The sequence below is a fragment of the Microbacterium sp. NPDC091662 genome (assembly GCF_044756705.1).
Lineage (GTDB): Bacteria > Actinomycetota > Actinomycetes > Actinomycetales > Microbacteriaceae > Microbacterium.
Genome location: NZ_JBIVTM010000001.1, coordinates 784,920 through 806,427, shown reverse-complemented (window position 1 = coordinate 806,427; position 21,508 = coordinate 784,920). Strand labels below are relative to the sequence as shown.

The window sequence follows — 21,508 nt, the reverse complement described above, 5'->3', positions numbered from 1 at the left end:
GACCGGTGCACGGCGCCGCTCTCGGTAGGCTGGGGGGATGGTCTCGCCCGGCATCCTCCTCGTCGACAAGCCCGCAGGGCTGACCAGTCACGACGTCGTCGCCCGCACACGACGAGCGTTCGGCACCCGCAAGGTGGGACACGCCGGAACACTCGATCCGATGGCGACCGGACTGCTGGTCATCGGCATCGAGGGGGCGACCAGACTCCTGACGTACATCGTGGGGGCGGACAAGACCTACGCGGCGACGATCCGTCTCGGCCAGACGACCGGGACGGACGATGCGGAGGGCGAGATCCTCACGACCGCGGCCCCCGAAGCATGGGACTCCGTGACCGACGCGGCGGTGTCGACCGGCATCGCGGCGCTCACGGGCGAGATCTCTCAGGTCCCCAGCGCCGTGTCGGCCATCAAGGTCGACGGTCGCCGTGCGTACGACCGTGTGCGTGCCGGTGAAGAGGTCGTGCTCGCGGCACGGGATGTCGTCGTCTCGCGGTTCGATCTGCTCGCGAGTCGCCGTGGCGACGGGCATCTCGATCTCGACGTCATCGTCGACTGCTCGTCGGGCACGTACATCCGCTCTCTCGCCCGCGACCTCGGGGCTGCTCTCGGCGTCGGCGGTCACCTCACCGCGTTGCGACGTACTCGCGTCGGGCCGTTCGCGGTGACGGATGCGGTCGACCTCGACGCACTCGAGGGGGCGCCGACCCTGACCCCCGGGGATGCCGCCGCACGCATCCTCCCTGTATTGGAGATGTCGCGGGATCAGGCGCGAGACCTCCGCCACGGCAAACGACTGGGCGGGCAGGCCCTCCGTCTCGAGAGTGCGCTCGGTGCGGCGATCGATCCGGACGGACTCCTGATCGGCATCGTCGAGAAGCGCGGTGCAGACCTCAAGAGCGCCATGAACATGCCGGAGGGCGACCGATGATCCTGTGGCTCACGATCGCGCAGATCGCCATCGCGGTCGCTGCCGGCGTCTTCTGCCTCGTCGCCGGGCTGATCGGCAGGCGGCCGAGCGACTTCAGCGTCGGCGCCCTGGCACTCGTGGAGGCTCTGCTCGTCGTCCAGGTGATCGTCGCCATCGTCGCGCCGCTCGCGGGGAACCCGCCGACCGGAGACCTGCTCGAGTACTGGGTCTACCTGGTCTCGGCGGTTCTGCTGCCCATCGGTGCGGTGCTGTGGGCGCTCATGGAGCGCAGTCGTTGGAGCACGGTGATCCTGGGGGTCGCCGCGATCGCGATCGCGATCATGCTGTGGCGGATGCAGGTCATCTGGACCGTCCAGATCGCGTGACGCGAGAGGTCGGCGCGGAGACCGGTCGGCTCCCGCGGCTCTAGGATGGAATGCGCTATGAGCTCCACCGCCCCCTCCTCTCGGATGACCGGAATCGGTCGCGTCCTCGTGATCGTCTACGCCGTCATGGCGCTGGCCGCGACCGGACGCAGCTTCGTGCAGATCGTGCGCCGGTTCGACGAGGCGCCGCTCGCGTACTCGCTGTCCGCCCTCGCTGCCGTCGTGTACATCCTCGCCACGCTCGCCCTCGTGCTGGCCCGTCGTCGGGGCTGGTACACGGTCGCCTGGATCGCGATCGTCTTCGAGCTCACCGGCGTTCTGGTCGTGGGGCTGCTGAGCATCCTGCTGCCCGACCTGTTCCAGCATGAGACGGTGTGGTCTCTGTTCGGGCGCGGGTACCTGTTCATCCCTCTGGTGCTGCCGGTCTTCGGCATCTGGTGGCTGCGCACGCATCATCCCGCCGATGTCGCGCGCCCCGTCGAGGTCGACGCGTGATCGTCTTCCGCAGTCCCGAGGAAGTGCCGGACGACTTCGGGCCGAGCACGGTCGCCATCGGCAAGTTCGACGGCGTCCACGCCGGCCACCGCGCCGTGATCGCGCGGCTCGAGGCGGTGGCGGCTGCCACGGGAAGTCGTTCGGTCGCGGTCACGTTCGACCGCAATCCGTTGGCTGTGATCCGTCCGGACCGCTGCCCGGAGAACGTGGTCACCGTCGACCGCAAACTCGAGCTCCTCGGCGAACTCGGTCTCGACGCGACGCTGGTGCTCACGTTCGACGAAGAGCTCGCGGCCCGCAGTGCGGAAGACTTCGTCGTCGACATCCTCGTGGGCGCCCTCCACGTCTCGACGGTCCTCGTCGGGCAGGACTTCCGATTCGGGAACAGGGGAGCGGGCACGCCGGAGCTTCTGCGCGAACTCGGTCCCCGCTACGGCTTCTCCGTCGAGGTCGTCGACGACGTCTATCTCCCCGGCTCCGCGCGCCGTGTGTCGTCGAGCTGGATCCGCGAGCTGCTGATGGAGGGCGATGTCGCGGTGGCCGCGACCGTCCTCGGTCGCTACCCCGACGTGCGCGGAGAGGTCGTGCACGGCCTCAAGCGCGGGAGGGAACTGGGGTTCCCCACGGCGAATCTCTCAACCATCGTCGACGCCTTCGTGCCGGCCGACGGGGTGTACGCAGGCTGGCTCGTCGACCATGACACCGGTATCCGGCATCCGTCCGCGATCTCCGTCGGAACCAACCCCACGTTCGACGACGTCCTCGTGCGACAGGTCGAGGCGCATGTGCTGGGGGAGACCGGACTCGACCTCTACGGACACGACGTCACGGTCGAGTTCGTCGAACGGCTGCGGGGCATGGTGGCCTTCGAGGGCATCGACAAGCTGATGGAGCAGATGGGCGCCGATGTCGACGAGGCGGCACGTGCTCTCGGATTGACGCCGTAGCGGACGGCGAACCTCTTTCCGGGTCTCGGATGGGCGGTTCGGCGTGGGCAATCGCATCCGCGCGAACGCGATGACATAGAATGGACAGCGGCTCCCGCCGAACCTCGCGACTCTCGCGTGCCCCGACGGGAAGAAGATCCACTGTTCGTACGGTCCTGGCTCACGCCACACGCGGACAACGAGAACGGCCCATGGCTTCCTGGGGAAGCCGGAGCCTTCACGCTCAGGAGGAGCATGCCGACCACGGCAACCGCCGCCACGCGGCGCAAGAAGACGTCCCGTCGTGACGACGAGGCACCCCTCATCCCGATCCTCGCGCGCAAGGTGCGTGAGATCGAGGCGAAGTCGCAGCGGGGAAAGCTCGGCCCGACGAACAGGGTGAAGTTCCAGGTCATCGCGTTCCTGGTGCGTGAAGAGCGCGCCCGGGTGAAGGCCGATGCCGAGATCGGCGATCCCGCCCGTGCCGAGCTGTTGAAGCGACTCGACGGCGTGGCCACCATCCTCGCCAAGACGGCCGCGCGCGACACCTCGCTCATCCAACTGCTGGAGGCCGACCAGGCGACATCGCCGGTGGCAAAGCGCATGCGTCGCGACTGGTTGCTCGAATCCGGTGCCGAACTCGCCCCGGAAGAGCTCATCATCGCCGACGCGGCCCCGGTGCAGATCTCCACCGTCCCGGCCGCGATCGCCGAGCGCCAGGTGACCCCGCCTTCCGTCGAGGCTCGGCAGCTGGCCAACCCCTTCCTCGCTCCCGACCTGACCCCTCGATCCAGCGTGACGCCGCGTCGCCGCCTGGACGGCTGGGAGCTCATGGGTCCGCTGTACAAGGCTTTCGAGACGGGGGCCGGCGGGTCCGCGGCATCCATGGATCTTCCTCCGGCTCCGGAGTTCGACCACATCTCGCCCAAGGGCCTCGAGGTCATGGTGCACCAGTCCCGGTTCCTCGAAGCCGTGAAGGCGGGGCACCGCAGCTTCCTCCTCGCTGACGAGCCCGGACTCGGCAAGACCGCGCAGTCGGTGCTCGCCGCCTCCGTGGCGGGCGCGTACCCGCTGCTCGTCGTCGTTCCCAACGTCGTCAAGATGAACTGGGCACGCGAGGTCGAGCGCTGGACGCCGCAGCGACGCGCGACGGTGATCCAGGGTGATGGCGACGACATCGATGCGTTCGCCGACGTCTTCATCGTGAACTACGAGATCCTCGACCGGCACATGTCGTGGCTCGCCTCGATCGGCCTGCGCGGAATGGTCGTCGACGAGGCGCACTTCATCAAGAACCTCTCCTCGCAGCGTTCGCAGAACGTGCTGTCACTGGCCGCCCAGGTGCGCGAGCGCACTCCGGGGCACGATCCCCTGATGCTCGCCCTCACTGGTACGCCGCTGATCAACGACGTGGAGGACTTCGACGCGATCTGGCGCTTCCTCGGCTGGACCACCGGTGAGAAGCCGGGTCCCGAGCTCATGGAGAAGCTCGACTCGACAGGCTTCACCCCGGCGGACAAGGCGTTCTACCCCGAAGCGCGCGATGCGGTCATCTCGATGGGAATCGTGCGTCGCAAGAAGAAGGACGTCGCCGCCGACCTTCCCGACAAGCTGATCGCCGACCTGCCGGTGCAGCTCGACGATGAGTTCGGGCGCAGCATCCGGCAGGCCGAGCGCGAGCTGGGGGAGCGGCTCGCCGCTCGCTACCGCCGTATCATCGAGGCCCGCGGCGACCGTGGACTCGCACCGGGGGAGATCGACGACGACATCGTGCGCCTGGTCGCCCAGAACGAACTCGAGGAGTCGAAGGCCGCCGGCACCGGGGGAGACAACGTCTTCACCATGGTTCGTCGCATCGGTCAGGCCAAGGCACCGCTGGCGGCAGACTACGCCGCTCAGTTGCAGCGTTCGGTCGGCAAGGTCGTGTTCTTCGCGAAGCACATCGACGTCATGGACCAGGCCGAGGCGCACTTCGCCGCCGCAGGCATCCGCTCGGTGTCGATCCGTGGCGACCAGACATCCACGACCCGCCAGCAGGCGATCGACGACTTCAACAGCGACCCCGAGGTGGGTATCGCCGTCTGCTCGCTCACCGCGGCAGGCGTCGGGCTCAACCTGCAGGCGGCGTCGAACGTCGTTCTCGCCGAGCTGTCGTGGACGGCGGCCGAGCAGACCCAGGCGATCGACCGCGTGCACCGTATCGGGCAGGACGAGCCGGTGACGGCGTGGCGGATCATCGCCGCGCACACCATCGACACCAAGATCGCGGAGCTGATCGATCAGAAGCAGGGGCTCGCGGCGCGCGCACTCGACGGGGAAGCGGTCGAGGAGTCGGCCGGGGAGCCCGTGCAGCTGGCGGCGCTCATGCATCTGCTGCGACAGGCGCTGGGCGGGGCGTAAGCCTCAAGATCGGCTGTTCTTAACGCGGGATGTGCCCGGAAAACAGGCCCGGGTGGGAAGTTCCTCGATATCGGCGGATGGGCTTGTCAAGATCGGCGTTTTTCGTCGATCCCGAATGGCGCCCGGGTGTACCGGGGCGCTAGTGTCGATCGAAGGCAGCGTCGCCTGTTCCCCCCCCCATCTCCCGAACGTCTGAAGGCACCAGCATGAAGATCGGCATCCTGACGAGCGGCGGCGACTGCCCCGGCCTCAACGCGGTCATCCGCGGCATCGTGCTCAAGGGCACCACCTCATACGACCTCGAGTTCGTCGGCATCCGTGACGGATGGCGCGGACTCGTCGACGGTGACTTCATGCCCCTCACCCGGCACGAGGTGAAGGGACTGTCGAAGGTGGGCGGCACGATCCTCGGCACCAGCCGCACCAACCCCTACGAGGGCGAGCGCGGGGGAGCCGACAACATCGCCAAGACCCTCTACGGGCACAAGATCGACGGCATCATCGCGATCGGCGGCGAAGGCACGCTCGCAGCCGCGGACCGCCTCGCCAAGGACGGCATCAAGGTCATCGGCGTCCCCAAGACGATCGACAACGACCTGCAGGCGACGGACTACTCGTTCGGCTTCGACACGGCCGTCAACATCGCCACGGATGCGATGGACCGCCTCCGCACCACCGGCGACTCGCACCAGCGCTGCATGGTCGCCGAGGTCATGGGTCGCCACGTCGGCTGGATCGCACTGCATGCCGGAATGGCCGCCGGTGCGCACGTCATCTGCATCCCCGAGGTGCCGATGTCGATCGACGACATCACGGAGCTCGTGACCAGCGCCCACGACCGTGGTCGTGCGCCTCTCGTCGTCGTGTCCGAGGGCTTCAAGCTCCTCGGAATGGACGAGGCGTACAGCGACAAGGGCCTCGACGCTTTCAACCGTCCCCGTCTCGGCGGTATCGGCGACCTCCTCGCGCCCGAGATCGAGCGCATCACCGGCATCGAGACGCGTGCGACGATCCTCGGTCACATCCAGCGCGGCGGATCCCCGTCGGCCTTCGACCGCGTGCTCGCGACGCGACTCGGTCTGCACGCGGCAGACGCGATCGTGGACGGTGCGTGGGGACAGATGGTCGCCATGCAGGGCACCGACATCGTCCGGGTGCCGTTCGCCGATGCACTCGGCGAGCTGAACACTGTCCCGCGCTACCGCTACGACGAAGCGGCGGCGCTCTTCGGCTGAGTCCGCGAGCGATCGGATCCATCACGCCGAATCAGGCGATCTCGCGGAATCAGGCGACCTCTCGTCCTGCGCGCCTGATTCTGCGCGTTCGCCTGATGTCGCACGCTCGACGTCGCGCGTCGAACCGCACCCCGGTCCTGCCGCGAACAGTCGCGGATGCTCAGGCTTGCGTCCTGTGTCGGTGCAGACCCTGGGCGATCGCCCCCTGGACCATCTGCTCGACGTATCTCGGGTCGTACAACACCTGCTGCACATCGAACCGGAGGATCGTGTATCCGCGCAGAGCGAGGCGGGCATCCGCGCGGATGTCGAGGCGTCGATCCTTCGCCGCGCTGTGGTGTGAGAATCCATCGATCTGGATGCCGAGTCGCTCGCCGATCATGGCGTCCAACGGATGACCGTCGACCCATACCTGCTGTCGCGCCTCGACGCCGATCCCGCGCATCAACGCGATGAATGCGGTCTCCGGTCCGGAATCGGATCGGTCGCCCACCCGCGCCGCGAGGTCGTCTGCGGCACGAGATCGCCACTTCACCCGTTCGAGGACATCGATGTCGACGGCATCCCTGCGCACGGCGGCCTCCCAGATCGTCAGCGCGTCGATCGGCGGCAGCCCCGTAGGCTCGCGGCGCTCACGCACGTCACGCGGCCGCCCACGGACGCCGCAGTCACCCGTCGGGGATCGCAATCATCGGTGACGACCCACGAGCGGCGTACGCGTCGCATCCCGCACTCCCGGATGGCGCGCTGCACACTGTGCTCACTGAAACCGGCGAGACGGAGAGCGGAGGCGTGGGCGACACCGTTCTGCGCGCGGATCCACTCTTCGACTGTCGTCTTGGGCACCTGCCCAGCTTGACTCGATCCGCGGGATGACGACTTCGCCAGGCACGCCGACGGAGGACACGAAACGCCGACACCGACCTGTGCAGGAGCCGACCGTGGCGTCTTCCTCCCTCGGCAAGACGGCGTAGCAGGCCATCACGTCAGAACAGGCGTTGCGAGCCGAAAGTCGCCTGCACCGACGTGATCGCCTGATCTGGCGCCCACACACGGACGCCCCGACCAGGAAGGTCTGCGTTCACGCCTCGGCGAGTCCGAGCGTGTCGAGGAGCCAGGCGAGCTCGAACGCCCGTTCCTTCCAGGAGTTGTAGCGTCCGCTCACGCCACCGTGCCCGGCCACCATCTCGCACTTGAGAAGGACGTCCGTAGCGCCGGCCTCGCGCAGACGTGCGACCCACTTCGCGGGCTCGACGTAGAGCACGCGCGTGTCGTTCAAAGACGTCACGGCGAGGATGCGCGGGTACTCGACGCCGTCGCGGACGTTCTCGTAGGGGCTGTACGACTTCATGTAGGCGTAGACATCCGGGTCGTGGAGCGGGTCGCCCCACTCGTCCCATTCGATCACGGTCAGCGGCAGCGAAGGATCGAGGATCGTCGTCAGGGCGTCCACGAAGGGCACTCCGGCGAGAATGCCGGCGAAGAGCTCGGGGGCGAGGTTCGTCACCGCGCCCATCAGCAGACCACCGGCACTGCCGCCCTCGGCCACCATGCGGCTCGGCGTGGTCACTCCGGTCTCGACCAGGTGCTCGCCGCACGCGACGAAGTCCGTGAACGTGTTGCGCTTGTGGAGGAGCTTGCCGTCCTCGTACCACTGGCGCCCCATCTCGCCGCCCCCGCGCACGTGCGCGACGGCGAAGATCACACCCCTGTCCAGCTCGGAGAGGCGCGCGACCGAGAATCCGGGATCGATCGAGTGCTCGTACGAGCCGTACCCGTACAGGTGCAACGGCCGTGCCTCGACGCCCGGCTCGCCGAACGAGCGCTTCCAGACGAGCGAGATCGGCACACGTACGCCGTCGGACGCTGTCGCCCACTCGCGCCTCTGCCCGTAGTCTGCGGGGTCGTACCCACCGAGCACGGGCACCTGCTTGCGCAGCACCAGCTCCCGCGTCGCGAGATCGAGGTCGTACACGGTGCCCGGCGTCACGAAGGACGTGTAGCCCAGGCGCAGGAACGGCGAGTGCCATTCCGGGTTCCCGCTCACGCCGGCGGAGTAGAGCGGCTCGTCGAACGCCACCTCGTCGACGGCATCCGTCGCATAGTCGAGCAGACCGACGCGTTCGAGCCCTTCGCTGCGGTACTCCACGGTGGCGAAGTCGCGGAACGCGTCCACGCCGAGCAGACGCCTGCCCTGCCGGTGCGCCACCACCACCTGCCGCTCGCCTCGGGGATCGGCGGCGGAGACCGAGACGAGCTCGAAGTCGAGCGCCTCGTCGTTGTGCAGCACGAGCAGCCGGTCCTCGCCATTCACGACGGCGTGCTCGACCGAGTACTCGACGCCTTCGCGACGCGGCCAGACGAGCTGCGGCTCGGCGGTGAGGTCGCCCGTCAGATCGACGAGGTACTCCTCGCTCGTGATGCTCGATCCGACTGCGATGACCAGATACCGGCGGCTGCGGGTGATCCCGGCGCCGAGCCAGAACTTCTCGTCCGGCTCGTGGAAGAGCTTCACGTCATCCGACACCGGTGTGCCGAGGCGGTGCAGCCACAGGGTGTCGGGGCGCCAGGCCTCGTCGCGGGTCGTGTACAGCACTCCCGTGCCGTCGGGGGTGAAGAAGGCGCCACCCGTGTTCGGGATCTCGTCGTCGAGCGTGGCGCCCGTGGCGAGGTCGCGCACGTGCACGGTGTAGAGCTCATCGCCCTCGAAGTCGGTGGACCAGAGCAGCTTCGTGGCATCGTCGGAGGTGTCGAACGCGCCGAGCGAGAAGAACTCGTGGCCTTCCGATTCGACGTTGCCGTCGAGGAGCACGACCTCTCCGGGAACAGCGACGCCGGGCTCGAGAAGCGGGGGAGTCCAGTCGTCCGGCGCTGCAGCAGCGCGGCAGTGGATGCCGTACTGCGCACCCTCCTCGGTGCGGCTGTAGTACCACCAGTCGCCGCGGCGCGTGGGAACGGACAGGTCCGTCTCCTGGACGCGGCCCTTGATCTCCTGGAACAGTCGCTCGCGCAGATCGGCGAGGTGCGCCGTCTCGGCATCGGTGTGGGCGTTCTCCGCCTCGAGGTGCGAGACGACCTCGGCGGATTCCTTGGCGCGAAGCCATTCATAGGGATCGTCGAAGGTGTCACCGTGATGGGTGCGGAGTGTCGAGCGGCGGTCGGCGGCAGGGGCGTCAGTCACCGTCTCACGCTATCCCAGGTCGAGTTGACCGGCACGGGGGAGGGTGGGAGAATTCACCGGGGCCGGTTAACGGAAGTCAAACCCACGGTGAACTCTTCGTTCGTCACGTCGATCTCGTCGACATCTCCTTCTTCCTCAAACGACCGAAAGCGAACGGTGGAAACCGCAGCCCTCATCGTCGTGCTTGTCATCGCGCTGGCACTCTTCTTCGACTTCACCAACGGCTTTCACGACACCGCGAATGCCATGGCGACGCCGATCGCCACTGGCGCGCTTAAGCCCAAGACCGCCGTCCTCCTCGCCGCCGTGCTGAACCTCGTCGGCGCGTTCCTGTCCACCGAGGTCTCCAAGACCATCTCCGGCGGCATCATCCGTGAGGATGCGATCATCTCCGCGGGAGCCGATCTCTTCCTCTCGCTGATCTTCGCCGGTCTGATCGGCGCCATCACCTGGAACATGCTCACCTGGCTGCTCGGCCTGCCGTCGAGCTCGTCCCACGCTCTCTTCGGCGGACTCATCGGCGCCACCCTGGTCGGCGCCGGGCTCGGGGGCATCGACTTCGGCATGGTGCTCTCGAAGATCGTGCTCCCCGCCCTGATCGCGCCCGTCACCGCGGGGCTGATCGCGTTCGCCGCGACGAAGATCGCCTACTCGGTCACCCGTCGTTACGACGGCAAGCCCGACGGTCGCGACGGCTTCCGATGGGGGCAGATCTTCACGTCGTCCCTCGTGGCGCTCGCCCACGGGACCAACGACGCGCAGAAGACGATGGGTGTCATCACCCTCGCGATGATCACGATCGGCTGGCAGTCCGGCGCTCATCACGAGCCGGAGCTGTGGGTCATCATCGCGTGTGCGTTCACGATCGCTCTCGGCACCTACCTCGGTGGGTGGCGCATCATCCGCACCCTCGGCAAGGGACTGACCGATGTCAAGCCCGCGCAGGGCTTCGCAGCGGAGAGCTCGACCGCCGCCACCATTCTCGCCTCCAGTGCCCTCGGCTTCGCGCTCTCGACCACGCAGGTCGCGTCGGGTTCGGTCATCGGCTCGGGACTCGGGCGCCGCGGATCCACGGTGCGCTGGCGGACAGCCGGTCGCATCGGCATCGGCTGGCTGCTGACGCTTCCCGCCGCCGGCGGCGTGGGTGCCCTCGCGGCACTGCTGGTGGTCTGGCTGGGTAACTGGGGGGTGGCGATCGACGCCGTGATCGCCCTGGTGATCATCCTCGGCCTCTTCATGCGCTCGCGTCGCAATGCCGTCACTCCGGCGAACGCGATGAGTGATGTCGCCGAATCCGGCAGGGCCATCGAACTTCCCGACACGCCCCCGCCGACGCGTCGGCAGCAGCGCATCGAACAGGCCAAGGCCGAGGCCAGGGCCCGCGCCGAGGCGCGCGAGCAGGCGAAGCTCCAGGCGAAGGCCCAGGCGAGGAAGGAAGCCGAGAAGAAGGCCGAGAAGAAGGCCAAGAAGGCGGAGGCCAAGACCGGTTCCGGCACGTCGAAGGCTGCGGCCTCGACGAAGAAGACCGACGCCGACCGGAACGGGGAGTCCGAATGAACGTCGTGATCGACTGGGTCGCCTTCCTCCAAGTGTTCGCGGCAGCCCTCATCGGCGCAGCGGCCATCGTCACGTTCTACGCGCTGGGACTCCGCCTGCTCGTTCGCAGCGGTCGCGCCCCGGTCGTGAGCCCCGCGGAGTTCACGGATGCCATCACCGTGATCTCCGAGAAGGAGCTCAAGCGCGCCGAGAAGCAGGCCGCGAAGGCAGCGCGCAAGAGCCCGCTGACGGAGGGCCAGAAGACGCTGGCGCTGGTCGGCGCCTACGGCTGCTTCGCGCTGTGCGCCGCGGCCGTGGTGAGCGGCATCCTGCTGCTCGTCGTCGGTCACTGACTCGTCGTCGGTCACCGAGGTCGGGGGAGCAGGGCGGGTCTCGTCGTTCGCGGCGGGTGCGGGAATAGGCTGATGCCATGTCCGCAGGAACCGGCAATCCGTACGTCTTCGGCAGGCACGAGCCCGCGTCGCACGTGCTCATCCACGTCAGCGATCCGCATTTCCTCGCCGGAGGCGCGCACCTGGGCGGACGCTACGACGTCGAGGAGAACTTCGCCAGGACTCTGGACGCGATCCGCGCTGTGCATTCGCACCCCGCAGCGATCATCGTCACGGGTGACCTGGCCGATCTGGGGGAGCCCGATGCCTATCGCCGTCTGCGCGCGGCGGTCGAGCCGGTGGCCGCGCAGTTGCGGGCCCCGGTCATCTGGGTGGCCGGCAACCATGATGAGCGACCGGCCCTGCGGGAGGGTCTGCTCGATCTGGCGCCGACGGAGGAACCGGTGACGGGTGTGTGGGATCTCGACGGCCTCCGGATCGTCGCGCTGGACACCAGCGTCCCCGGGTGGCATCACGGAGATCTCGATGACGGTCAGCTCTCGTGGCTGGCCGAGGTGCTCGCCGAGCCCGCTCCGCACGGGACGCTGCTGGCGATGCATCATCCGCCGGTCCCGAGTCACCTCCCGCTGTTCGACGTCCTGGAGCTGCGGCATCAGGACGAACTCGCCAACATCGTCAGCGGGAGCGATGTCCGGGGTATCCTCGCCGGGCATCTCCACTATTCCTCTCACGGCACCTTTGCCGGGGTGCCGGTGAGTGTGGCATCGGCGACCTGCTACACCATGAACGTCGCGCGCCCGTCTGCCGAGGTCAACGGAATGGACGCCGCACAGGCGTTCCAGCTCGTCCACGTGTACCCCGACACGATCACGCACACCGTGGTCCCGGTGACCGGCGCCGACACCGGCGACTACTTCTCCGAGGCCTGGCTGGAGCGGATGGCGAAGCTCGGCCCGGAAGGACGGCTCGAGGCCTTCTCCCGCAAACCCGGGCGCTGAGCGGCGTAGACTGAGGACATCCCCCACCCTTCTCACCCGCCACGACCCACGAGGATGTGACATGGCTTCTGCCGCGCCTACCCTGACCCGCACCGAGACCGATTCGCTCGGGAGCATGGAGATTCCCGTCGACGCGTACTGGGGGATCCACACCGCCCGCGCCGACGCGAACTTCCCGATCACGAAGCGGCCCATCTCGGTGTATCCCGACCTGGTGGTCGGTCTGGCGATGGTCAAGCAGGCCAGCGCCCGTGCGAACCGCGAGATCGGTGTACTCGACGCGGAGCGGGCGGATCTGATCGACCGTGCGGCTCAGCGCGTGATCGACGGTGAGTTCCACGAGCAGTTCACGGTCGGCGTCATCCAGGGTGGAGCCGGCACCTCGACCAACATGAACGCGAACGAGGTCATCACCAACATCGCGCTCGAGATGGCAGGCAAGGAGAAGGGCGACTACGCCTTCCTGTCGCCGATCGACCACACGAACCGCAGCCAGTCGACCAACGACGTGTACCCGACGGCCGTGAAGATCGGCCTCTCGCTGACGCTGCGCTCGCTGCTCGAGGAGCTCGACCTGCTGCGTCTGTCGTTCCTCGGCAAGTCGCGCGAGTTCCACGATGTGCTGAAGGTCGGGCGCACGCAGCTGCAGGATGCCGTGCCTATGACGCTCGGCCAGGAGTTCAACGGCTTCGCCACGACGCTCGGCTACGACCACACCCGTCTCACCGAGAACGCCTCGCTGATGTTCGAGATCAACATGGGCGCCACCGCGATCGGCACCGGCATCACGACCCACCCCGGTTATGCGCCCGCCGTGCTCAAGCACCTGCGTCAGATCACCTCTCTCGACCTGCGCACGGCTGGCGACCTCGTCGAGGCCACCAGCGACACCGGCTCGTTCATGTCGTTCTCCTCGACGCTCAAGCGCAACGCGATGAAGCTGTCGAAGATCTGCAACGACCTTCGACTTCTCTCGTCCGGTCCGCAGGCGGGTCTCGGCGAGATCAACCTGCCGGCGATGCAGGCGGGCTCGAGCATCATGCCCGGCAAGGTCAACCCGGTCATCCCCGAGGTCGTGAACCAGGTGGCATTCGCCGTCGCCGGCGCCGATATGACGGTGACGATGGCGGCGGAGGCCGGGCAACTGCAGCTGAACGCCTTCGAGCCCGTGATCGCGCACTCGATCTTCCAGTCGATCACCTGGATGCGCCAGGCCATGTGGACCCTGCGCGTGAACTGCGTCGACGGCATCACCGCCAACCGTGACCGACTCGGTGCGATGGTGGGAGCGTCTGTCGGTGTCATCACCGCGCTGACGCCGTTCATCGGCTACGCGGCTGCGGCGGCCCTCGCGAAGACCGCGCTGCTGACCAACCGCAGCGTGGCCGACCTCGTCGTGGAGGCCGGCCTGATGTCACGTGAAGAGGTCGTCAAGCAGTTGTCGCCCGCGCGCCTGTCGGGACTCGAGACCATCACGGCCGCGATCCCGGTGATCGCACCGGAGGATCTGATCGAGATCTGATCGCCGACGGCAAGAGGAGGGGGACGGATGCCAGGGCATCCGTCCCCCTCCTCTTGTGTGGTGCGAGGTGATCCGGCTCAGCCGGTGATCCGGCAATGCGTGGTGAGCTCGCCGATCCCGTCGATGCCGACTGTGACCGTGGAGTGGTCGCGGAGGAAGATCTGCGGATCGCGCGAGTAACCGGCGCCACCGGGGCTGCCGGTGGAGATGAGGGTGCCGGGGAGCAGTGTGAGCGACTGCGAGAGGTGCGCGATCAGCTTCGCCACCGAGCGCACCATCTGGCCGGTGCTCGCGTCCTGCACGGTGTGGCCGTCGACGACGGTCCAGATGTGGAGGTCCTGCGGGTCGGCGATCTCGTCCGCCGTCACGGCGAACGGCCCGGTCGGGGTGAAGCCGTCGAACGACTTGCAGCGGGACCACTGCGCTTCGGAGAACTGGATGTTCCTGGCGGTGATGTCGTTGACCACCGTGTATCCCCAGACGTGCGACAGCGCATCGGCCTCGGCGACGTCCTTCGCGGGGGAGCCGATGAGCACGCCGAGCTCGGCCTCGTAGTCGACGGCCTCGCTCAGCGCGCGTGGCCACGAGGTGATCTGGTCGTGTCCGGTCAGCGAGTTCGGCCAGAGCGTGAAGACCGTCGGGGCGGCATCGGTCTTCAGCCCCAGCTCGCTCGAGTGCGCGGCGTAGTTCAGGCCCACGGCGAGCACGGCGGGGGGAGCGAGCACAGCCGAGGCGAAGGCCCATTCCCCGATCGGGTGCCGAGGAGCGGTGGCGCTCGTCAGCGCCCGGCGCAGTGCGTCGAGACCGTCGTCCCCTCTCTCGATCAGCTGCTGCAGCGTGGCAGGAGGGTCGGTCAGGAGATCAGAGACGAGGATGGCGTCCGAGCCCTCGACGACGGCGAGAACCGCGAGAGGGGAGTCAGGACGGCGCAGGTGAGCGAACCGCATGCTTCTACGCTACCGGGTGGGTGCCGGTCGCCGGGTGGAGGGGGTCGCCAGATCCGGACGGCCGGCGTTGTGCCCATAAGCTTTGCCTATGAGTTCCGGAGGACCGTCCCAGCCGCAGCAGCCCTCGCCGTATGCGCCTCCGCCGGCACCGCCGTCGCGGTCGACATCGCCGCAGCAGTCACCGCAGACGCCGCCGCAGCCGGCACCGCCGCAGCCCTTCGCGCCCGCGCCGTACGCGAGCCCGGTCTCGGCGCCCGCGGCCCGCACCTCCGTCACCGGGTACGCCTCGTCTCTCGCGCAGCCGACGCCGTACACCCCGCCGGCTCCCGTCGCACCGTCGCCCGCGGAGTCGCTTCCGGCGCTTCCCGTTCCGACGAGGAAAGGGCGCACGGTGTCGCTCTGGCTCTTCGGCGTCCTCGGTTTCCTCCTGATCGCCCTTGTCGGCTACTTCGTCTGGGCGCTCGGGTCTTTCGCGTCCGTCGTAGGGCTGGTCCTCGCGCTTATCCCGCTGACCATCGTGTTCCTCGGCGTGCGCCTGATCGATCGGTGGGAGCCCGAGCCCAAGCGGCTCGTGGCATTCGCGATCGCGTGGGGTGCTGTCGCGGCGGTCGGGCTCACACTGCTCGTCGACACCGCGCTCACCCTCCTGCTCGACATCCGCTCCGAGGAGTTCGCCGCCGTCGTGCAGGCGCCCCTCGTGGAGGAGGTCTGGAAGGGGCTGGGCGTCTTCCTCATCTTCCTGCTCGCCCGACGGGCGTTCGACGGTCCTGTCGACGGCATCGTCTACGGCGCGCTGGTCGGGGCGGGCTTCGCCTTCACTGAGAACATCCAGTACTTCGGGGTGAGTCTCATCGAGGGCGGCGGGGAGCAGTTGACCGTCACGTTCGTGGTGCGCGGGCTCCTCTCGCCGTTCGCTCATGCCATGTTCACCGCGATCACGGGTTTCGCGATCGGCCTCGTCGCTCGTCGACATGGCTCGGCGAAGGCGGCGCTCGGCGCCGGCGCGGTGGGCTTGGTGGGCGCGGTCCTGCTCCACGCGCTCTGGAACGGATCGGCGACGTTCGCCGACTTCTTCGGGCTCTACTTCACGCTCCAAGTACCGCTCTTCATCGGGTTCATCCTCTGCATCGTCGCGTTGCGTCGTGAGGAGGCCCGCCTCACCCGCGCCCGTCTCGAGGACTACGCCGCAGCCGGATGGTTCACGCCCGAGGAGGTCACCATGCTCGCCACCCCTGCCGGGCGCAAGGTCGGACTCGCGTGGGCATCGCAGCTGCGGGGTGACCGTCGTCCCCTGATGCGTGCGTTCATCAAGGACGCGACCGAGCTCGCCGCCGTCCGGCAGCGCGCGATCACCGGTCGCGACCCCCTGGCCGTGAACGACGAGCGTGCGCTGCTGATCCGCACCAGGGCGACCAGGGCGGCACTGCTGGCCTACTGAGGCGGCACCCGCCGGCGTACCCTTCTCGGGAGGAAGGTGGTGGCGGATGAGCACTTTCGTGATGATCCACGGCGGCGGTGACGTCGGCTGGTCGTGGCACCTGGTCGCCGCCGAGCTGCGAGAGCGCGGGCACGAGGTGTTCACGCCCGACCTTCCCGCCGACGACGACACGCTCACTCTCGACGACTACGCCGAGGCGGTGGCGGAACTGGTCGGTCTGCGGACCGGGGTGGTGGTCGTCGGGCATTCCTTCGGGGCCTTCACCGCACCGCTGGTCGCGGAGCGCCTCTCCGCCGACGTCCTCGTCCTGATGGCGGGGATGATCCCGTCCCCGGGCGAGTCTCCCGATCAGTGGTGGACGAACACGGGATACGTCACGGCGTCTGCGGCCCAGTCGGTGCGGGACGGCGGGCTGACCGGGAACGACGATCCCCACGTCAGCTTCTACAACGGAGTTCCGCACGAGTTGGCAGACGAAGCACTCCGACGGGAGCGGGCGCATCCGTCGCAGACGGCGATGGAGAGGGTGTGGCCGCTGGCGGCATGGCCAGATGTGCCGACGAGGTTCGTGCTGTTCACGGATGATCGTTTCTTCCCCGCCGCATTCCTGCGCGAGCTCGCCGAGGCACGCCTGGGAGTGGTCGCGGACGAGCTGCCCGGCGGACATTGCGCGATGCTGAGCCGACCGGCGGAGATCGCCGAACTCCTCACCGGATACCTCGGGTGAGGGCCCCGGATCTGCCCACGGCAAGACTCAGCGCCCGGTGCTGCGGCGATGCCTGCGAGTCTCCCGGGCGCTGAGTTGATCTTTAAACAGGGTGCACCCGGCTCTGCGTGAGTGTCAAGAGCCTCTTGCCGAGGTTCGCCGGATGGGCGTGAGGTGTTCGCTGTGAGCAGGTGCCTGCGCGTTGACCGCGTCCGCCGGCCTCGGGTTTGATGGACGTATGACTGAACGCACAAAGCCTGAGTTCGAAGCCCCCAGCATTCCCGCTCCGGCGGATCTCGTCATCCGCGACATCATCGAGGGTGACGGCGCCGAGGCGAAGCCCGGCGACACCGTGACGGTCCACTACGCCGGCGTCGAGTTCGACTCCGGCGAGGAGTTCGACTCCTCGTGGGGCCGCGGTGAGACGATCCAGTTCCCGCTGCGCGGCCTGATCCAGGGGTGGCAGGACGGCATCCCCGGCATGAAGGTCGGCGGTCGCCGCGAGCTGATCATCCCCCCGCACCTCGCGTACGGCCCGGTCGGCGGAGGTCACTTCCTCTCCGGAAAGACGCTGATCTTCATCATCGATCTCGTCGCCGTCGGCTGACATCGGTCGCTTCCACGAGGCGTCTCTCTCCTGCGGGAGGGAGGCGCCTCGCGGCGTGTGCGGGAAAAGATTCTCCATTCAGGGGAATACATGTGAATGAATGTAAGTTGTCACAGAGGTCGCGGTGACGCGGCCCCTGTCCCTTGCCGCAGCAGCGGCTGAAGTCTCCAGAGGAGAAGCAATGACCAGCATCGACATTCCCGGTTACCGCCCCGGCACCTGGGTCCTGGACCCTTCGCACAGCGAGGTCACCTTCAGCGTGCGCCACATGATGATCTCGAAGGTGCGCGGCACCTTCGGTGTGAAGAGTGCGACCCTGATCGCCCCGGAGAACCCGCTGGATGCCACGGTCGAGGCCACGGTCGACGTGACCTCCATCGACACCAACGACGAGGGTCGCGACGCGCACCTGCGCTCGGCCGACTTCTTCGACACCGAGAACTTCCCGACCATGGAGTTCGTCTCCACCGGTGCGCACCTCAAGGGTGATGAGCTCTTCGTCGACGGTGACCTCACCATCCGTGGCGTCACCAAGCCGGTCAGCTTCGAGCTCGACTTCGGTGGCTTCGGTACCGACCCCTACGGCAACTACAAGGCCGGCGCCTCCGCCAAGACGGTGATCAATCGCGAGGACTTCGGTCTCACCTGGAACGCCGCGCTCGAGACGGGCGGCGTTCTCGTCGGCAAGGACATCACGATCAGCCTCGACCTCCAGGGCGCTCTGCAGCAGGACTGACCCCGTCGGAGCTTCTTCCGGACCCCGGGCCCGTCAGGGCTCGGGGTTCTCTGCGTCGTAGTCGTGGAATCGGCGATTGCGTCGCGCGAGCAGGGCCACGAGGGCGATCACCAGCACCCCGCCGAGCAGCGGAGGGAACCACAGGCTGGTCAGTGTCGCGAGGCTTCCGGCGTACAGCGCTCCGACGCGTGGGCCGCCCGCGACCACGACGATGAACAGCCCCTGGAGACGACCGCGCATCGCATCGGGCACCGCGGCCTGCATCATGGTGTTGCGATAGATCGAGCTGACGTTGTCGGAGGCGCCGGACAGGGCGAGGGCGATGCAGGCGGCGATGATCAGCCCGATGTGGGGAGCCGTCTCGGTCGCGGGCGACGAGAACGCGCCGATGAGCAGCACCAGCCCGAACAGCAGGATCGACGCACCGTAGGCCTCCACTGCCCGGGCGATGCCCCGGCCATGCCAGCGATACTGCACCACGCGTCCGGAGAACAGGCTCGACGCGAAGGTGCCCACCGCCACCGCGGCGGTGAGGATGCCGGTCGTGAGCGCTCCGCCGCCCAGCAGCACCGTGCCGAGCGCGGGGAACAGGACGAGCGGCTGCCCGAATGTCATCGCGATGATGTCGATGATGTACTGCATCCGGATGTTTCCCGCTCTGCGCAGGAAGCGCCAGCCGTCGACCAGCGACTCGAGGCCGGGGCGCACGATCTCTCCCTCCGGCCGCAGCGCCGGGAGTGTCCACAGCCCCAGGAACATCGACAGCATGAGCACGACGTCGATCGTGTACGTCCAGCCGTAGCCGGTGAGGGCGACGAGGAGGCCGGCCAGCGCGGGCCCGGCCATGACCGTCAGTCCGAAGGCCACACCGTTGAGGGCGGAGGCTGCGGCGAGCTTCTCGCGAGGGATGAGTCGCGGCACGATCGCCGTGCGCGTGGCCATGCCCACCGAGTTGGCGGCGGAGTTGATCATGCTCAGTGCGTACAGCCACCAGATCGTCTCCATGCCGGTCCAGGTGAGCGCCGCGAGCAGGGCGGTGGAGGCGAAGGTGATGGTCGCCGCGATCAGCGCCACCCGGCGACGGTCGAACGCATCGGCGAGCATGCCGCCGTAGAGGCCGGCGAGGATCATCGGCACGAGTCCGGCCACGGCGATCATGGAGACGGCGAAGGTGTTCTGCGTCAGCGCGAACACGTGCAGCATCACCGTGACGATGGTGAGCTGGCCGCCGATGCCCGCGAGGGTCGAGCCGATCCACATCCGGGCGAACGCCGGACTGGACTTCAAGGGGGAGAGGTCGATCAGATGACCGCGGCGGGTGCTCACTCCTCGAACTTCTTCTGCACGATTCGAGACTAGTTGAACCCGACGGGCTCGCTCCGCCACCGGTGTCACCGGGAGCTGTCCTCGGCTGGTAGACTCGTCAGGTTGCCGTTCGATCGGCCGCGGATAAAGAGAGCCCACGTATCAGGCGTCGGGCGCCGCGCAACAAGCAGAGAGGGGATCGAATCTATGGCACTGGAAGCAGACGTCAAGAAGGCGATCATCGAAGAGTACGCGACGCACCCCGGTGACACCGGATCCCCCGAGGTGCAGGTCGCAATGCTGACGCAGCGCATCAAGGACCTCACCGAGCACCTCAAGGAGCACAAGCACGACCACCACTCGCGTCGTGGACTGTTCCTGCTCGTCGGTCAGCGCCGTCGTCTGCTCGGCTACCTCCAGGACATCGACATCGCGCGCTACCGCTCGCTGATCGAGCGTCTCGGACTCCGCCGCTAAGGCACTGCGATCCTGCGTTCAATCGCGCAGAACATTCTTGAGAAGGCCGCCCCACGGTGTGGGGCGGCCTTCGTCATGTCCGGGGGTTGACCCTCCGCTCACTTTCCGATAGGAAAGTAGGGCGCTTTCCATGAGGAAAGTGGAGGAGACCCGACATGCAGCAGAAGCCGATTCCCGGTCAGGACGCTCTCGTGCCGCCCGATCCCGACGTCGCGCGCCAGTATCTGGCCGCCGCAGATGCGGTGGTGGAGCGTCGCAGCCGTGCCGTCGACAGACGCGCGCTCGCCGCACTCCAGATCGTCAACGCGGTGATCACTGCCGGGTATCTCGTCGCGTTCGCGCTCGTCCTCCGGCAGAGCGATGTCCTCGCCTCCCAAGTGATCCTGTTCTCGTTTCTGGTGTGGGGGCAGCTGGCGAGCGGGATGGCGCAACGCAATGGAATGCAGTGGCGCTGGAGCTCCTCCCGGTGGCCGCTCATTCTCGGTGAGGTCCTCGTTCTCGTCGGCGCTGTCGTCGTGTTCGGCCTCGTCGCGTTGGACCCGAGTCTCCCGGTCGGAGTGGTGCTGATCCCCGCGGGCATAGTCCTGCTGGGTATCGGCGGTTACGGAGTGGTCCAGCTCTTCCGTGCCTCCGGAGATCCCCGGTCTCCGCGGCCCCCGAGGGTCGCTCTGCCCGCTCCGACCCGATGGGGGACCCTGCTCGTCGGTGTCGCTCTCGGCGTGCTGACGATGCTCGCGGGAGCGCCGGACGATGTGGTGCGCAGCGTGATCACCCTGCTGGTGATGCTCGTGCTCCTCGCCTGGATCGCCGCCTTCAACACCTCCGTCGGGCTCCCCGCCATCGGCGCTTCCTGGCGGTGGCCGCATGTCGTGACATTCTTCCTCGCGGCCGGCATGCCCGTTGCTCTCGTGCTGGGAGGAGGGTCGGGCGGCGCGTCAGTGCTCGCCGGAGTCGCCGGCGGCGTCGCGGTGATCGTGCTCTTCGCCCTGGTGTCGTTCGTTCCCGGACGGGAGGGCCGTGGCTGAGCCGGGGTTCCGGCCGCACCCGCGTACGCAGCTGGATGACAACTTCGCCTCACCGATCCGGTTCTCTCTGATGGCCGCGCTCGGCGACGGCATGGAGTTCGACTTCCCGGCGCTCCGCGACATCCTCCAGTGCGGTGACTCCGCTCTGAGCAAGGCCATCACGCACCTGCAGGCGGCCGGCTACGTGCTTGCGCGCAAGGGTGTCGTCGGGGGTCGCGCGCGCACGTGGGTGCGTTCGACGAAGGTGGGCCGCGATGCCTTCGCGGCGCACCTTCAGGCGCTCCGGCAGATCGTCGACCTCGGAGGAGGACAGGCGCTGTGAACC

Annotated in this window: 21 protein-coding genes; 17 read left to right on the top strand and 4 right to left on the bottom strand. The window is 67.9% G+C overall.

All coding sequences use genetic code 11. From position 1 onward, the window contains the following. Positions 1-37 precede the first annotated feature (37 nt). From truB to ACIQLD_RS03910, 6 genes are all read left to right on the top strand, one after another. Complete coding sequence (gene truB, locus ACIQLD_RS03935; protein WP_402605264.1) at positions 38-931, top strand: tRNA pseudouridine(55) synthase TruB; 894 nt, start codon at positions 38-40, stop codon at positions 929-931. Then, complete coding sequence (locus ACIQLD_RS03930; RefSeq protein WP_402605262.1) at positions 928-1,296, top strand: hypothetical protein; 369 nt, start codon at positions 928-930, stop codon at positions 1,294-1,296. The genes truB and ACIQLD_RS03930 overlap by 4 nt, the downstream gene beginning before the upstream one ends. A 57-nt stretch (positions 1,297-1,353) precedes the next feature. Continuing rightward, on the top strand, positions 1,354-1,791 hold the full coding sequence (locus ACIQLD_RS03925; RefSeq protein ID WP_402605259.1) for a hypothetical protein: 438 nt from the start codon (positions 1,354-1,356) through the stop codon (positions 1,789-1,791). After that, positions 1,788-2,738 carry a bifunctional riboflavin kinase/FAD synthetase gene (locus tag ACIQLD_RS03920; RefSeq protein WP_402605256.1) on the top strand — a complete coding sequence of 317 codons (951 nt, stop codon included), beginning with the start codon at positions 1,788-1,790 and terminating at the stop codon, positions 2,736-2,738. Before ACIQLD_RS03925 ends, ACIQLD_RS03920 begins: the two co-directional genes overlap by 4 nt. 234 nt (positions 2,739-2,972) lie before the next feature. Then, a complete protein-coding gene (locus ACIQLD_RS03915; protein ID WP_402605254.1) occupies positions 2,973-5,117 on the top strand; it encodes a DEAD/DEAH box helicase in 2,145 nt (714 codons plus the stop codon). Positions 5,118-5,323: 206 nt separating this feature from the next. After that, the gene (locus ACIQLD_RS03910; RefSeq protein ID WP_402605251.1) at positions 5,324-6,352 is read left to right on the top strand and encodes a 6-phosphofructokinase; all 1,029 of its coding nucleotides are present in this window, start codon (positions 5,324-5,326) and stop codon (positions 6,350-6,352) included. Between the two features lie 160 nt (positions 6,353-6,512). Here the strand turns inward: ACIQLD_RS03910 and ACIQLD_RS03905 are convergent, their stop codons facing one another. Together ACIQLD_RS03905 and ACIQLD_RS03900 are read right to left on the bottom strand one after the other, a co-directional pair. Beyond that, complete coding sequence (locus ACIQLD_RS03905; protein ID WP_402605248.1) at positions 6,513-6,992, bottom strand: endonuclease domain-containing protein; 480 nt, start codon at positions 6,990-6,992, stop codon at positions 6,513-6,515. Positions 6,993-7,433: 441 nt separating this feature from the next. Beyond that, entirely contained in the window at positions 7,434-9,533 is a 2,100-nt protein-coding gene (locus ACIQLD_RS03900) for a S9 family peptidase (RefSeq protein WP_402605245.1), read from the bottom strand. A gap of 156 nt (positions 9,534-9,689) precedes the next feature. Here ACIQLD_RS03900 and ACIQLD_RS03895 point away from each other — a divergent pair, with 156 nt between their 5' ends. From ACIQLD_RS03895 to ACIQLD_RS03880, 4 genes are all read left to right on the top strand, one after another. Further along, on the top strand, positions 9,690-11,090 hold the full coding sequence (locus tag ACIQLD_RS03895; RefSeq protein WP_402605242.1) for an anion permease: 1,401 nt from the start codon (positions 9,690-9,692) through the stop codon (positions 11,088-11,090). Beyond that, positions 11,087-11,422: a peptidase gene (locus ACIQLD_RS03890; protein ID WP_402605239.1), complete on the top strand. Its 336-nt coding sequence runs from the start codon at positions 11,087-11,089 to the stop codon at positions 11,420-11,422. The genes ACIQLD_RS03895 and ACIQLD_RS03890 overlap by 4 nt, the downstream gene beginning before the upstream one ends. Before the next feature lie 77 nt (positions 11,423-11,499). Then, entirely contained in the window at positions 11,500-12,420 is a 921-nt protein-coding gene (locus ACIQLD_RS03885) for a phosphodiesterase (RefSeq protein ID WP_402605236.1), read from the top strand. A 61-nt stretch (positions 12,421-12,481) separates the two neighbouring features. Next, the gene (locus ACIQLD_RS03880) at positions 12,482-13,942 is read left to right on the top strand and encodes an aspartate ammonia-lyase (RefSeq protein ID WP_402605233.1); all 1,461 of its coding nucleotides are present in this window, start codon (positions 12,482-12,484) and stop codon (positions 13,940-13,942) included. Between the two features lie 77 nt (positions 13,943-14,019). Here the strand turns inward: ACIQLD_RS03880 and ACIQLD_RS03875 are convergent, their stop codons facing one another. Further along, entirely contained in the window at positions 14,020-14,889 is an 870-nt protein-coding gene (locus tag ACIQLD_RS03875) for a fumarylacetoacetate hydrolase family protein (protein WP_402605230.1), read from the bottom strand. An 88-nt stretch (positions 14,890-14,977) separates the two neighbouring features. On the opposite strand from ACIQLD_RS03875, the gene ACIQLD_RS03870 reads away from it, so the two are divergent. The 4 genes from ACIQLD_RS03870 (at position 14,978) to ACIQLD_RS03855 (ending at position 18,376) form a co-directional block, all read left to right on the top strand. Continuing rightward, positions 14,978-16,327, top strand: a complete 1,350-nt coding sequence (locus ACIQLD_RS03870) for a PrsW family intramembrane metalloprotease (protein ID WP_402605227.1) — start codon at positions 14,978-14,980, stop codon at positions 16,325-16,327. 46 nt (positions 16,328-16,373) lie between these two features. Then, positions 16,374-17,054 carry an alpha/beta fold hydrolase gene (locus ACIQLD_RS03865; RefSeq protein ID WP_402605224.1) on the top strand — a complete coding sequence of 227 codons (681 nt, stop codon included), beginning with the start codon at positions 16,374-16,376 and terminating at the stop codon, positions 17,052-17,054. A gap of 217 nt (positions 17,055-17,271) precedes the next feature. After that, positions 17,272-17,640 carry an FKBP-type peptidyl-prolyl cis-trans isomerase gene (locus ACIQLD_RS03860; protein ID WP_402605221.1) on the top strand — a complete coding sequence of 123 codons (369 nt, stop codon included), beginning with the start codon at positions 17,272-17,274 and terminating at the stop codon, positions 17,638-17,640. Between the two features lie 181 nt (positions 17,641-17,821). Then, the gene (locus tag ACIQLD_RS03855; protein ID WP_402605218.1) at positions 17,822-18,376 is read left to right on the top strand and encodes a YceI family protein; all 555 of its coding nucleotides are present in this window, start codon (positions 17,822-17,824) and stop codon (positions 18,374-18,376) included. Positions 18,377-18,409: 33 nt separating this feature from the next. Here the strand turns inward: ACIQLD_RS03855 and ACIQLD_RS03850 are convergent, their stop codons facing one another. Continuing rightward, on the bottom strand, positions 18,410-19,702 hold the full coding sequence (locus ACIQLD_RS03850) for an MFS transporter (RefSeq protein ID WP_402605215.1): 1,293 nt from the start codon (positions 19,700-19,702) through the stop codon (positions 18,410-18,412). A gap of 186 nt (positions 19,703-19,888) precedes the next feature. Here ACIQLD_RS03850 and rpsO point away from each other — a divergent pair, with 186 nt between their 5' ends. The 3 genes from rpsO (at position 19,889) to ACIQLD_RS03835 (ending at position 21,505) form a co-directional block, all read left to right on the top strand. After that, on the top strand, positions 19,889-20,158 hold the full coding sequence (rpsO, locus tag ACIQLD_RS03845) for a 30S ribosomal protein S15 (protein WP_017830938.1): 270 nt from the start codon (positions 19,889-19,891) through the stop codon (positions 20,156-20,158). Positions 20,159-20,313: 155 nt separating this feature from the next. Beyond that, the gene (locus ACIQLD_RS03840) at positions 20,314-21,183 is read left to right on the top strand and encodes a hypothetical protein (RefSeq protein WP_402605211.1); all 870 of its coding nucleotides are present in this window, start codon (positions 20,314-20,316) and stop codon (positions 21,181-21,183) included. Then, positions 21,176-21,505, top strand: coding sequence for a transcriptional regulator (locus ACIQLD_RS03835; protein WP_402605207.1), 330 nt, complete (start codon positions 21,176-21,178; stop codon positions 21,503-21,505). The genes ACIQLD_RS03840 and ACIQLD_RS03835 overlap by 8 nt, the downstream gene beginning before the upstream one ends. Positions 21,506-21,508 lie beyond the last annotated feature (3 nt).

Bases quoted from the DNA above. Each gene is read 5' to 3' on its own strand.
- truB (WP_402605264.1), top strand. From the start codon at position 38: ATGGTCTCGCCCGGCATCCTCCTCGTCGACAAGCCCGCAGGGCTGACC.
- ACIQLD_RS03930 (WP_402605262.1), top strand. From the start codon at position 928: ATGATCCTGTGGCTCACGATCGCGCAGATCGCCATCGCGGTCGCTGCC.
- ACIQLD_RS03925 (WP_402605259.1), top strand. From the start codon at position 1,354: ATGAGCTCCACCGCCCCCTCCTCTCGGATGACCGGAATCGGTCGCGTC.
- ACIQLD_RS03915 (WP_402605254.1), top strand. From the start codon at position 2,973: ATGCCGACCACGGCAACCGCCGCCACGCGGCGCAAGAAGACGTCCCGT.
- ACIQLD_RS03910 (WP_402605251.1), top strand. From the start codon at position 5,324: ATGAAGATCGGCATCCTGACGAGCGGCGGCGACTGCCCCGGCCTCAAC.
- ACIQLD_RS03890 (WP_402605239.1), top strand. From the start codon at position 11,087: ATGAACGTCGTGATCGACTGGGTCGCCTTCCTCCAAGTGTTCGCGGCA.
- ACIQLD_RS03885 (WP_402605236.1), top strand. From the start codon at position 11,500: ATGTCCGCAGGAACCGGCAATCCGTACGTCTTCGGCAGGCACGAGCCC.
- ACIQLD_RS03880 (WP_402605233.1), top strand. From the start codon at position 12,482: ATGGCTTCTGCCGCGCCTACCCTGACCCGCACCGAGACCGATTCGCTC.
- ACIQLD_RS03875 (WP_402605230.1), bottom strand. From the start codon at position 14,889: ATGCGGTTCGCTCACCTGCGCCGTCCTGACTCCCCTCTCGCGGTTCTC.
- ACIQLD_RS03870 (WP_402605227.1), top strand. From the start codon at position 14,978: ATGAGTTCCGGAGGACCGTCCCAGCCGCAGCAGCCCTCGCCGTATGCG.
- ACIQLD_RS03865 (WP_402605224.1), top strand. From the start codon at position 16,374: ATGAGCACTTTCGTGATGATCCACGGCGGCGGTGACGTCGGCTGGTCG.
- ACIQLD_RS03860 (WP_402605221.1), top strand. From the start codon at position 17,272: ATGACTGAACGCACAAAGCCTGAGTTCGAAGCCCCCAGCATTCCCGCT.
- ACIQLD_RS03855 (WP_402605218.1), top strand. From the start codon at position 17,822: ATGACCAGCATCGACATTCCCGGTTACCGCCCCGGCACCTGGGTCCTG.
- rpsO (WP_017830938.1), top strand. From the start codon at position 19,889: ATGGCACTGGAAGCAGACGTCAAGAAGGCGATCATCGAAGAGTACGCG.
- ACIQLD_RS03840 (WP_402605211.1), top strand. From the start codon at position 20,314: ATGCAGCAGAAGCCGATTCCCGGTCAGGACGCTCTCGTGCCGCCCGAT.